A 12,775-nucleotide genomic window follows, 5' to 3' on the forward strand; every position below is an offset into this window, starting at 1 on the left:
CTTATTAACTCGGTAATTCTAAATCCCCCGCACCACCACCACAAAAAAGGAGCGAACACATGAAAATTATTCAACCTACTTATGAAGTGAACCCCCAAACAATGGCAATCCTTCCTGCAAGGGAAATCGAGTACTCGGCGATTGTCAAAGAGGAACACAAAATCATCTATGTCCGGCAAACACCATTACAAATCATCAAAGCAGCCTGCCTAGAAGGCGGCGCCACATACGAAGGCAGGCGAAAGGCCGTCACTCACTTAACTGGTGCGATTCAAAAGGTACCCATCCCTATTAACCCACGTAGAAACATCTTCGCGTTCCCCACTCACTCACCTACCGCTTTTGAGTGCAACTGGATCTTCTACCACCATATAAAAGCAATCGTGCCATCCCAACAAACAAGCAACACTATCCAATCCATTATCCATTTCAAAAATCAACAAGTGCTACCCATGAATGAATCTCACTATCTGTTAGAAAAGCAATACACACGAACCGGCATGTGCATCTTACAATATGCACCTCAAGAAAAAATGCACCCGTATACATTACTAGGAATCTAATCAGGTGGGACGATCCTGTCCCTCCGTCCTACTTATGGAAAAAAATAGGGGAACGGCGGAACCGTCCCCACGTTCCCCCCGGTGTATTTCACTTACGATGAAATGATGGAACAAATTCCTTTCCTCTCAAAAAGCACCATTCAAAGAACCATTCTAAAATTAGAAGACAACGGCTACCTGCATTCCGATAACTTCAACAAGTTGAAAATAGACAAAACAAAGTGGTATACAATCCTTTATGAAAATATAGAGAAACTAAAAATTGATAAAATGACCGATGACCATGCAATCGTTGCAGAAGAACCTTCCTCTTCAGACCATCCTGAACAAGTGGAGTATTCAGAATGGACAGACGAGATGGTCGATATGGAATGTCCATCAAGTAAAATTGGCACGCAGAGGAATTCAATCTGACCACACCAATACCAGAGACTACAACAGAGATTACTTCAAAGATTACATCAGAGACTTCTTCTTCTTCAGAAGATTTACAGCAAAACAGTGAAAAAGAAGACCCGTTCCAATTCTTCGAGGTAAATGGATTTGGAACAATCGGTGGCTTTCTAGCAAAAAAAATAAACATGTGGTGTATTGATCTATCGGACGACCCTTGTGATAGAAGCTATGAAACTGGCAGTAGAAAATTCATCAAAGCGCTGGAACTATGTAGAAGCAGTCCTACGTGACTGGAAGGATAAAGGACACCAAACCCTAGATGATGTACATGCTGCACGCCTTGCCTATAAAAATCAAATGAACCACCAATCTAGAAAAAAGCCGACCAGACATGAACTTCTTCCAGACTGGTATCATTATCGTGACCAAGATCATGAACCTGAACATACCCCTGACTTTGAAGAAAAGAAAAGAATACTTGAGGATCGATTAAAAAAGTATAAGGGACAAGAAACCTCTGACCCACTAAATCCTAGCTTCGAAGAGAAAAAGGCATTATTTGAGCAACGTTTAAAAATGCGGAAAAGTCTAAGGGTGATACTAATTAAACCCTCTTCATAGTTCCACCTACTCAAACAATTGCCAAAATGCCCCTGATCCTAGGTCGTAGGGAAAAATAAACGATCCAATCACATAGGCAATCATAAACCCGATAGCTGCTGCGATTATATTGTTTTCAATTGTTTCAATGCGTTTCTTGTTCATCCCTCGCCTTACCTCCCGTTTGTGAATAAACTGCCTTGGCTTAGGATGAAACCTCTTTGCGCGAATTATTCAGGTCGAAAATATACTAGCCAGAAACAAGGACACTTACTAACCCTAATTCCAACACAACCAAACAAGGGTTTGTTTGAAATTTGAAACAGTTGCGGCTGTATGTTTTTTCACATAAGCTTTAGTATTCACCATAACCTCGATGAAATGAAGGAAATTATTAGATTTTCTACAAGTAACAGAAAAATATCAATTGTTGCGATATTATAAGATATAGATAATTGCACATTTGACTGTAATGGAAAAAAATAGGCGAACACAGGAACCGTCCCCATGTTCCGAAACAGCTTTCTGCAAGGAGGTGGAAAAATTGCAGCAGATCAAAAAGTGGGTTTCGCTAGTAGTATTGAGTCTAATTCTTAGCATTTCTTTTGTGAATTTCAGTCCATTTTTTCATAAAAATGGAGGAGCACAGCCTGAGGTAAAAATTGTTTCTAATCTGGTCAAAAGAGAGCCGCCAGTACAGAAAATCAAAACCATTGATATCTATAAGAATCAGGTTTTTCGAGGTGACTTGCTGCTAGTTAACAATACCTTTCCGATTAAGCAAAATAGTATCAAAGAAGACATCGCACCGTTATCCTCAATAGCAGAAATGAAGAAACAATTTGGGACAAGCATTGATTCTATCTCCATATCAAAAGAGGTAGGACTCGCATTTTCCAACATGATGAAGGCGGCGAATAAGGATGGTTTGGTCCACTTTTCTGTGAATAGTGGGTTTCGCAGCTTTGAAGAGCAAGCAAGACTCTATAATGAGTTAGGTTCTGCTTATGCCTTGCCACCAGGATATAGTGAACATAATCTAGGGTTATCAATAGATGTTGGTTCAACCTTAATGAAAATGGAAAGTGCACCTGAAGGGAAATGGATGGAAGAAAGCGCTTGGAAATACGGGTTTATTCTGCGGTATCCAAAGGACAAAACAGATATTACTGGGATTGAATATGAACCATGGCATTTTCGCTATGTGGGTTTGCCCCATAGTGCGATCATGAAAGAAATGGACCTCGTGTTGGAGGAATACATAGAATATCTGAAAAAGGAAAAGACCGTGAAGACAACTGTTGATGAAAAAGAATACTTCATCACATACCACCCTGCTTCAGAAACAGTAAAAATTGTAGAACCAATCTTGTCTCAATATGAGGTTTCTGGGAACAACGTAGATGGTGTCATCATCACAAGATATCAGTAATACCACAGAAGGAATGCAGCAGACACTATTTTAGGCTACTAAATTAATAGTATAACAGTTGAATTCACACTCTTTCATACTTTACCCGAAAAAATCAAATAAACGTTTGTTTGAATTTGTTGTTTCGTGTTATTACTAACCTAGATCGCTAAACAAACATTTGTTTGAAAATGGAGTTTTTGAAAAATGCCAGATTAGTACAGATTTTCTTAAATCGTTTTATAGGTATTCTATTATAATAATTCGTTTTTATTAATAAAGTACCAGCTATACTGGGCATCGTTGTGACACCCCACTATGAATATTTGCATTATGTAAAAAATAGGCAAACAGTGGAACCGTCTCCATGTTTCCATGTTTAATTTTGTCGTTTTTTGTTGAAATAGCGCGACTTTTGTCTTATCCTATATAAGGAAAAAGAATTATATTTGAATGAGCTATACGATAAAGGCAAACTTATTGAAAGATAAGGACGCAAAGCTACGAACCTAAAGCAGCAATCCTGCAATGGTAGTCGGGTTACCGAAATTAGTGGAGAAAAGGTGACTCCCGTTTTATTTCGGTGTAGTCATCTTTTTTTGTTCAGAAGATTGGAACGAAGGAGGTGATTACTAAAATGATTAGAAAGTTGATACAAAATGAATTATTTTCACACTTTTTCCAGCCTATTATTGATATGCAGACATGGACAAGGATAGGTTTTGAAGGACTTATTAGAACCTCACATAATGTAAATACCGAAGAAACTTTTAACTTGGCAAGAACAGAAAAACAGCTTTATGAATTAGATTCGCGGTCTATTCACAAAGCTGTATTTACCTACCATTCGGAAGGATTTTCCAGAAAGGACGGCTATTTGTTTTTAAATGTATTTCCATCTACCATTACAAATACAAATTTTCTGCCCTTTATAAAGAAAATTATTACCGATAACAACTACTTTAGTCAACAAGTCATCTTTGAAATTAGTGAAATGGAAGCAATTACCGATTTCTCGAATCTAAAAAAGAATATTGCCGAATTAAAAACAGAGGGTATTAAATTTGCTATTGATGATGTGGGTAAGGGGAACTCTAATCTACGATCAATAATTGAGTTAGATCCTGATTTCGTTAAGTTGGATAAATATTTTTCTAACAACTTATACAGAGAACCCAAAAAACAAGAATTANTCTAGAAACGGAAATGGATTTAGCTATTTCAAAAGCCATTGGTGTTAAATATGGCCAAGGCTATATATTAGGGAGGCCTAAATCCCTTAAAGTTGTTTAATTGAGGTGACAATTTTTGAGCTACATCGTTTTTTCGCAAACTATTCTATTAGTTTTTTTGTTAATTTTATTTATTAGAGATGAACATAGATTAGTCAAGCAAACTCATTTAATTGAGACTTTGCATACCAATAACAAATCATTGAAAAGCCAACTAATGAAAGTAAAAAAGTTCAAGCCCCTTGAAAAAAGAGACTCTTTTAGAATCGGTCTACCTGGGATAGAAAGCACATTTACCCTTATAGATTTTGGGAACCATTCTTTAGGAGCATTAAAAAATAAGTCTTTCAATGGAATGATAAATGATATTAGTATTGGCGGATTAAAGTTTCATTCATCTTATGAATTCCCAGTTAAATACAATATTATAATGAAAATAAGCTTTACCCTTCATGGTGAAGAATTCGAATTAAAAGGTAAAATTATTAGAAGAGAAGATCATATAAAAGGTAAATCGGTTGCATACGGTGTCCAGTTTATTGATTTATCCATTAGTGACATTAAAAGATTAAGCGTAACGCTGCATAATTATCAAGTTGCACAAAGGAATAAAATTAGTTAAAAATAAAAACCACCCTACTTACTACGGAGAGGGGTGGTTTTCTTGTTCTCTAGTATGTTTTTACGAAAAAAGTAGTCGCTTACTTCGCGCACTACCCCTTTCAGAGCTTCTCGTAGAAATTCAAGAAATGTTTTCATGATCATCCCCTCCTCTCCATTACAGGAAGGAAGTGCGACAACCAACCACACTCCAATATTCAGCTGCATTCCCAATTTATTATATGATGCAAACATTACACTCTATCAATCTTCGACAAACTTCGATGCATCACTGTGACCTAGAATATGGGACGAGGGACCTGTCCCTCTGTCCCATTGCCTACGGGATCATCTTATAGGAATATATAGGCGATTGGTGTTGCGATAATTAAAGCAAGAACGGTACGTTGGAACCAAATAATGACTAGTTCAGACATTTTAATTGGAATGTCTGTTGCAACTATACAAGGAATTGTTCCTGCAAAGAATATGATAGAGGCAACGGTAACAATTCCGAGAACGAATTTCGTAATTAATGGAGCACTTACGATTAATAATGACGGCATAAACATTTCGACAATGCTTAGGGATGCTGCCTTGGCTGCCAACATTGGCTCTGGAATTTGAAGTGCATACGTAAATGGCAGAAATAGATATCCAAATATATCAAAGATAGGAGTATACTTTGATAATAAAATACCAATTAACCCAATGGACATACCAGTTGGTAGGACATTCATTGTCATCTTAAATCCATCTTTCATATTTGACTGGAGATTGGACAAGATACTAGGAGACTTACCGGCAGCATCCATCCCCTCCTTCCAAGCATTTTTAATTAAATTACTTTTCACTTCTGGCTCAAGGTTTGGTTTATTTAGATAAAATTCGGTACTTTTCTTACTCAAAGGTGGTATTCTGATAGAAATCATGGTTACTAGGAATGTAGTGACCAAAGCACTCCAAAAATATAAATTCCAAATTTCCATTAATCCTAGTGTTTTTGCAACTACAATCATGAATGGTGCGGACACCGTAGAAAATCCAGTAGCAATGATTGCCGCCTCTTTAATCGAATACTTTCCTTCTTTATATACTCGATTGGTAATCAATAGTCCTATCGAATAACTTCCTACAAAAGATGCAACAGCATCAACCGCTGATCGCCCAGGTGTCTTCCATACCGGCCGCATGATTGGTCTGCATAAAACACCAATGAATTCCAACAACCCATATCCAACAATCAATATTAAAAATGCAGAACCAATTGGAACTAAGAGGGAAAGAGGGATGATTAGTTTGTCATATAAGAATTGCCCTGAATCCTCAGCGAGAAGCCACCCTGGCCCCCAATTAAAATAGATAAGCGTTGCAAAAATTAAGCCGAGTACTTTAAAAATACTAAAAACAATATCGGTATTACTATTATTCCATTGTTTCGTAACAAAAGGATAAACAGCGCCTAAAAGAACAAGCATTAATGCATAAAAGGGCACAATCGAAGGAAATGTATTCCTTATTGCTGTCACTATATGGTCCAACATAATAGAGGAGGTTCCCCCTATTGTTACTGGGATAAAGAAGATAAAAATCCCCAACATACTTGCTAATAAAAATTTTGCAATATCCAAAACTGTATAACTTTGCAAATCAATTTTACCCTTTGCATCAATATTTGTTTGACTCATCCTATATCCCCCTTTGTTTCTTTTAATCCCCTGGAGAAATTTCCCAACGACATACATAGTCGAGGTCAGGCCCCGACATTACTAAGCATTTCTTTTAACCTTCAAATTCTTTCTGTATATCTTCAGTTCTTGAAGGAATAGTTCCTTTTGAATAGGATTGCATTTGATTATCTCCTTTACTTGCAATCTCTTCAAATGAGTAGTTCTCATCAAAAACAAGTCGTTTAAAAATACCCGCAAACAACATGATCATCACGATTAGAACAGGTAATCCGAAAATAGCAAGAAGTGTTTTCACACCCTCAATACCACCTGCCGTAACAAATATTACTGCTAAAGCACCCATAAGTGTACCCCAGAAAACCTTAATTGAAATTGGAGCTTCTTTTACATTGGAATCTTTCAATGACATGACCGATATAGAGGAAGTCATAGAATCGGCCATTGTTACGTACGATAACATAACTGTTAAAATGATAAGAGGTTGTATAATATTTCCTAACGGTAAAAACTCCGCAACCTTTAACATTACACCATCAAACCCTGCTGTGTTTATATAATTCATCATGTCAAACGCACCTGTTAATTGTAAATTTAAGGAAAATCCACCAAATGTTCCAAACCATAAGACAGCAAACATACCCGGAGCAATTAAATTGATTAAAATAAACTCTCTAATTGTTCGCCCATAACTAATGCGAGCCAGAAATAAACCAATAAGAGGTGAGAACGATAACCAATCAGCTAGATAGAATGTATCCCACCATTCTGGCCACATATCCGTATTACCAGGTGATAGAAAAACAGCTGATTCAAAGATATTATTAACGTAATGAACAAAACCTTGTGTTGTGAGGTCGATAATGTATCTAGTAGGTCCTGCGATAACCACAATCAGCATAAAAATAATAAAAATCCATGTATTTTTATCAGAAAGGAACTTTATTCCCTTCTGAAGTCCCGAAACACTTGAAATTGTATATATTACCGTAATGCAAATAGCAAGTAGAATCCAAACAACTGGACCTGACGGAATTCCAAACAGCATTTCAACGCCTGATCCTAACTGAAGAAGCCCATTTCCAAAACCACCTGCAAGACCTGAACATATAGCGATCAGGGCAATTATGTCGACAATATCTTTCCATTTACTTTTAAGAAACTTCTCTCCGTAGAAAAGAGTCATTCCACTACTAACTGTATTTGGCATTTTCATATTGTATACGGCATAAGCAATGGCTATTCCACATAGCGTATAAAGGGCATAAGGTGTAAAAGCCCAGTGTGTAAATGATTTTGCCATAGCAAATTGAATGGCGCTCGCACTGCCAGGCTCTAAGTCTACACCTTGTGGGACTTGATAAGTAAATAGGAGTGGTTCAATTGGTCCCCAAAACATAATACCTGTACCAATTCCTGCACAAAGAGCAATTGTCCAGTAGGCCCAGGTAGAAAGCTCTGCTTTTGCATCTTTACCACCGAATTTAATACGTCCTGTTTTTGAAAAAGCTAAGTAAACAATTCCAACTAGGAAAATCAAACATGTAATCTGAATGAAAGCACCAAAATACTTTGCTATAAAAAGATAGATATCCGTAACAAAGGTAGCAGTCGCATTGGAATTAATCATACTAGAACCAATAATGATTAAAAAAATAATGATCGGAACAGAAATTACCTTAAGACGAAACTTACTCATTAAATAACCTCCTTTTGGTTTAATTTTTCACATGACAAACGACTCTAAATACTGTTCTTTAAGTGTAATCCAAGAGGTAGAAGGATCCCTTAAAAGTATTAGCAATGCCGTTGCTTTATTTAGTAAAGTTTATACGGTTGTTTTATTAATAATCATGTTCTCAACAGCACGTACTTTTTCTGATGGGCTTATGAGTGAAACTGTTAAACTAGTCAATTCCTCCATTAAACTCTTTAAAGGACCTTTTAAAGTAACAGAAGAAAACGTTAAGGCACGCGTAGCGACTGTTAATTCAATCGCAATTATTAAACGCCAAATTTGCACCATTTTTTCCAATGCCTGTGCGGCTTCTGTCGCCATTGCTCCATAGTCTTCTACTCCTTCTGCAGCCATTCCGAATTGTGGTGACGTTACTTGTGCAAGTCTTGCAACTTTGCCAACCAGTGATAACACTGTATGATGCAAGACATCAAAGCCAGCATACCCTTCTTGAAAAGCTAATCCAGTTGGATATCCAGAGAAATAGGTAGTTAATAACTTTCCTACTCTCTTCTCCTGAAGTAGAATTGTTCTAAATAACGCATTACGCAAAGCATCACATTCAATGGTAAATTGGGTAGGATCAAAGTTTCCAATTGAAATTAACTCGGATGTTTCCTTTTTAAAAAATGGATTATCTAGTGGGTTGGATACTTCATCTAGCACACAAATTTCAAACCGATTCATATAGTTTAATAAAGCTCCTTGAACGTGAGGGACACATCGGAAAGAAAGGGGATCCTGTATACTTTTAGGCTTGTATTCAATACCCGAAATCAACTCTTGTATGCGACTACCAATCTCTGAAACTTCATTACCTCGAATTGTTAAAACATCAGACCGAAGCTGGGACGGATTTGCCTTGAATGCAATCCAGGATAGGGAAGTTGTCTTCAATGACCAATCCATATATGATTGTGCATCCCAAATGGCTAATCCGGCGATTGCAGCGGAAAAACTGTTTGTTCCAATTAAGGCTAATGCGTCCCTTGGTTGCAATATGATTGGCTTTAATCCGGCCATTTCTAACGCCTTACTTCCAGATACTTTCTCTCCCTTAATATAGGCTGTACCATGTCCAAGTAAAACAAGAGAGATCTGGCCAAGCTGGCCTAAATCTGCTTCGCCCACTGAACCCCACTTGTTCACTACTGGAGTAATGTCTGCATTTAGTAAATTAAGTAATGCCAGAAACGTTTCTGGAGAAATTCCCGACCCTCCCTGGGCAAGAGCATATAAACGATTAAATATCGTAGCCCGAATAACATCTTTTGATACTTCTGGTCCAACTGCACTTGCATGTTCTATAATAATCGCTTCATTATAATTCCTAAGATTTTCTTCTGATAATCGGATCTCTTTTTGTGATCCCAAACCAGTTGTTAATCCGTAAATGGAAGTTTCACTTTTGATAAATGATTTGACTTTATCATGTGCTTCCCGTAAATTTTTCATGACTTCTGCACTAACAGATACCTTTGCATTTTTCCTAGCTACACAAATTATGTCGTGTAATGTATTTCTCTTTCCTGTATCTATAAAAATGGTAGAATTAGAAAGTTCCAATATACTTCCCCCCTCTATTTTTGAATTTCACAAAAGTTCAAAAAACAAACGATTACCTCTGACCCGGTATTTTCAATCCAAATTGCTCCGCTGTTTCTATCGCTTTCTCATAACCAGCATCAAAGTGTCTAACTACTCCAATAGCTGGGTCATTTGTAAGACAACGTTCAATTTTCGCTTCAGCTTCGTCAGTCCCGTCCGCAATCACAATTAATCCAGATGACATCCACCCTTCTGAGTTCATTCCCGCTGAACCATGGACTGCCACAAGGTCTGCTCCCCCGCTCGTATTAAGTAATGCATTTAAAATGGGCCAATCGGCTACCCCATCCGTACCATCCTTCATCCCTTCTGTCTCTCGGTTTGGCATTGTAACAGATCCGGTATCCAAGTGATCTCGGCTAAAAGCAACAGGTCCTTTTAATTCCCCACGTCGATAGAGGTCATTCACGATTTTCCCGAACTTTGCCCTTTCTCCTAAACTGAGCCAACAAATCCGTGCAGGTAAGCCTTCAATTGGTACTACCTTTCTTGCCATCTGAATCCAGTTAATCATCGTTTGATTTTCTGGAAATGCCTCCATAATGGCATCCTCTGTTTTCCGCAGATCCTCAACATCCCCAGATAAACAAATCCAGCGGAAAGGACCTCTGCCTTCACAAAAATGCGGGCGGATATATTCAACAACAAATCCCTTTATTTTTTTTGAATATTGGTATCCAGCTTCTTCTGCCTGATATCGAATAAAATTACCATATTCAAAGACCGTGACCCCGTCATCCTTGAAACGAACCATTGCATCAATATGACGAACGATTGTTTCCTTTGCTTTTTCGATATAACCGTCTGGATCCTCGGTTCGTAATTCCTTTGCCGTTTCAACCGAATAACCAGATGGAATATATCCATACAATGGATCATGTGCAGATGTTTGATCTGTTACAATATCTGGGCGGAAACCAGATTCATAGAGTGATGAAAAGACGTCAGCTGCATTCCCTAAAATGGCAATCGATTTTGCTTCTCCCTTTTCTTTTGCATCTATTGCAAGCTGAATCGCTTCTTCAATACTTTCCGTAAAAGTATCACAGTAGCCAGTCTCCAAACGACGTTTAATTCTTTCCTTGTCTATCTCAGCGACTAGACAAACACCGCCTAATAACTTAACAGCAAGCGGCTGGGCACCACCCATCCCTCCAAGTCCACCGGTTAGTACGATCCGACCTTTCATTGAACCTTCAAAATCTTTTTTTGCACAGGCTGCAAAGGTTTCATAGGTACCTTGTAAAATTCCTTGAGTACCAATATAGCACCATGAACCAGCTGTAAACATTCCATTCATCATCAAACCTTGCTTCTCCATTTCAAGAAAACGACCAAACGTCTCCCATGATTTAACTAAATGAGCATTAGCAATCATGACTCTTGGTGCATAGCGATGTGTTTTTAAAACCGCAACTGGTTTACCGGATTGTACAATTAGAGTTTCATCCTCATTAAGGTTTTTAAGGGCATCTACAATCAGATAAAAACTATCCCAGTTTCTAGCCACCTTTCCGGTTCCACCGTAAATAACTAAATCCTGAGGACGCTCTCCATTATTCAACGTGTTCTCAAGCATCCTTAGAATCCCTTCCGTAAGCCAACTTTTACAACGCATTTCCTTCCCAATCTCCGGAACTGTCTTAAAACTCACTTTATCAATCCCCCTTCTAATATAGTTTTGGAAAAACTTTGTACCATATTTAAAATGGCTGTTGCACCTAGGGCAAGATCTTCCTTTTCTGCCCATTCTTCCGGACAATGACTTCGACCATCCCGACATGGAATAAATAGCATACCCACAGGCCCAATTAACGATATTTGATTTGCATCATGTCCGGCTCCACTCGGAAGTTCTATAACAGGATTCGTGACCTTCTCACATGATTCGCGCAACATTAATTTAATTTGATCTTGCACGACAATTGGAGTCGAACGTGAAATTGATTCAATTGTTACTTTTAATCCTCGACGATTCGAAATAGCATTTGCTTGTGTAATAAAATGTTCACACACCTTATCAATAACATTTGATGAAATACTACGAACTTCCACGGAAAAGGTCACCCTCCCAGGAACCACGTTTGAACCATTTGGAAAATTATTAAATTCCCCGACTGTTCCTACGACAGGAGCATCATAGGTTTCATTAGCAATCCTTTCTAACTGTAGAGACATTTCACATGCCCCATTCAATGCATCGTTCCTCATATTCATTGGCGTTGTACCCGCATGATTAGGCAGTCCTTCTACTGTCACATGATAACGTTGAATCCCAACGATTCCAGAAACAACACCCAATGAGGATTGTTTTTTCAGCAATACCGGTCCCTGTTCGATATGAAGTTCTAAATAAAGGGCGATTGTATCTGCTTTTCGTTGGATTGTATGAATTTCTTTTGGATTCCCGCCTGACCGTCTAATGGCTTCAGCTAATGTTTCTCCTGCCTTGTTCGTATATGAAAGCATATCTTCAGTCAAATTCCCTGACCAAGCGCGGCTGCCTACAGTGGACAAACCATATTCAGATGGTTCTTCCGCTGTAAAATCAACTAATTCAATTGGGTATTCAAGTATGATTCCTTTCTCATTCAAGGTACGGAGAACCTCTAGTCCCACCAACACACCTGAAATACCGTCAAACCTCCCGCCATCTTGTACCGTATCTGTATGTGAGCCGATAACGATTGGAGGTAAAGAAGGGTTTTGTCCCGCTCTCCGACCTATGATATTTGCTGCGGCATCTACCTCTATTTCTAACCCAGCGGCTTCCATTTTTCGAATTAACCAATCACGCCCTTCATTATAGAGCTTTGAAAAAGAACGTCTGGTCCAGGGTTGACCTGACTCTGTATACGTTGCTAATTCCATCACATCTTGCCATAAGCGATCCGCATTTATGATGTTCATTTCTATCACCTCCACAATTTTCATAATCT

12 protein-coding genes and 1 riboswitch are annotated in these 12,775 nt (G+C 38.2%); of the genes, 6 read left to right on the forward strand and 6 right to left on the reverse strand.

Annotated elements, in window-relative coordinates; all coding sequences use genetic code 11:
- The first annotated feature begins 59 nt into the window (after nucleotides 1-59).
- The 3 genes from LKW28_RS19795 to LKW28_RS19805 all read left to right on the forward strand — a co-directional run bounded on the left by LKW28_RS19795 (nucleotide 60) and on the right by LKW28_RS19805 (nucleotide 1,580).
- Nucleotides 60-563 carry a competence protein ComK gene (locus tag LKW28_RS19795; RefSeq protein WP_229142149.1) on the forward strand — a complete coding sequence of 168 codons (504 nt, stop codon included), beginning with the start codon at nucleotides 60-62 and terminating at the stop codon, nucleotides 561-563.
- A 105-nt stretch (nucleotides 564-668) separates the two neighbouring features.
- Nucleotides 669-977: a hypothetical protein gene (locus tag LKW28_RS19800; RefSeq protein ID WP_229142150.1), complete on the forward strand. Its 309-nt coding sequence runs from the start codon at nucleotides 669-671 to the stop codon at nucleotides 975-977.
- 210 nt (nucleotides 978-1,187) lie between these two features.
- The gene (locus LKW28_RS19805; protein WP_229142151.1) at nucleotides 1,188-1,580 is read left to right on the forward strand and encodes a DnaD domain protein; all 393 of its coding nucleotides are present in this window, start codon (nucleotides 1,188-1,190) and stop codon (nucleotides 1,578-1,580) included.
- Nucleotides 1,581-1,586: 6 nt separating this feature from the next.
- Here the strand turns inward: LKW28_RS19805 and LKW28_RS19810 are convergent, their stop codons facing one another.
- Nucleotides 1,587-1,724, reverse strand: coding sequence for a hypothetical protein (locus LKW28_RS19810; protein WP_229142152.1), 138 nt, complete (start codon nucleotides 1,722-1,724; stop codon nucleotides 1,587-1,589).
- 388 nt (nucleotides 1,725-2,112) lie between these two features.
- Between LKW28_RS19810 and LKW28_RS19815 the strand changes: the two genes are divergently transcribed.
- The 3 genes from LKW28_RS19815 (at nucleotide 2,113) to LKW28_RS19825 (ending at nucleotide 4,824) form a co-directional block, all read left to right on the forward strand.
- A complete protein-coding gene (locus LKW28_RS19815) occupies nucleotides 2,113-2,991 on the forward strand; it encodes a M15 family metallopeptidase (protein ID WP_229142188.1) in 879 nt (292 codons plus the stop codon).
- Between the two features lie 439 nt (nucleotides 2,992-3,430).
- Nucleotides 3,431-3,518: riboswitch (cyclic di-GMP riboswitch) on the forward strand.
- A gap of 89 nt (nucleotides 3,519-3,607) precedes the next feature.
- A complete protein-coding gene (locus LKW28_RS19820; RefSeq protein ID WP_229142153.1) occupies nucleotides 3,608-4,168 on the forward strand; it encodes an EAL domain-containing protein in 561 nt (186 codons plus the stop codon).
- A gap of 110 nt (nucleotides 4,169-4,278) precedes the next feature.
- Nucleotides 4,279-4,824, forward strand: a complete 546-nt coding sequence (locus tag LKW28_RS19825) for a PilZ domain-containing protein (protein WP_229142154.1) — start codon at nucleotides 4,279-4,281, stop codon at nucleotides 4,822-4,824.
- A gap of 331 nt (nucleotides 4,825-5,155) precedes the next feature.
- Here LKW28_RS19825 and LKW28_RS19830 read toward each other — a convergent pair whose 3' ends face one another.
- The 5 genes from LKW28_RS19830 to LKW28_RS19850 all read right to left on the reverse strand — a co-directional run bounded on the left by LKW28_RS19830 (nucleotide 5,156) and on the right by LKW28_RS19850 (nucleotide 12,746).
- A complete protein-coding gene (locus tag LKW28_RS19830) occupies nucleotides 5,156-6,403 on the reverse strand; it encodes a YjiH family protein (RefSeq protein WP_229142189.1) in 1,248 nt (415 codons plus the stop codon).
- A gap of 181 nt (nucleotides 6,404-6,584) precedes the next feature.
- Nucleotides 6,585-8,189, reverse strand: coding sequence for a BCCT family transporter (locus LKW28_RS19835; protein WP_229142155.1), 1,605 nt, complete (start codon nucleotides 8,187-8,189; stop codon nucleotides 6,585-6,587).
- 129 nt (nucleotides 8,190-8,318) lie between these two features.
- A complete protein-coding gene (locus tag LKW28_RS19840; RefSeq protein WP_229142156.1) occupies nucleotides 8,319-9,794 on the reverse strand; it encodes an aromatic amino acid lyase in 1,476 nt (491 codons plus the stop codon).
- A gap of 52 nt (nucleotides 9,795-9,846) precedes the next feature.
- On the reverse strand, nucleotides 9,847-11,454 hold the full coding sequence (gene hutU, locus LKW28_RS19845; RefSeq protein ID WP_229142190.1) for a urocanate hydratase: 1,608 nt from the start codon (nucleotides 11,452-11,454) through the stop codon (nucleotides 9,847-9,849).
- A gap of 32 nt (nucleotides 11,455-11,486) precedes the next feature.
- On the reverse strand, nucleotides 11,487-12,746 hold the full coding sequence (locus LKW28_RS19850; RefSeq protein ID WP_229142157.1) for a Zn-dependent hydrolase: 1,260 nt from the start codon (nucleotides 12,744-12,746) through the stop codon (nucleotides 11,487-11,489).
- Nucleotides 12,747-12,775 lie beyond the last annotated feature (29 nt).

It is taken from the genome of Bacillus sp. REN16 (assembly GCF_020731355.1).
GTDB lineage: Bacteria > Bacillota > Bacilli > Bacillales > Bacillaceae_L > Ferdinandcohnia.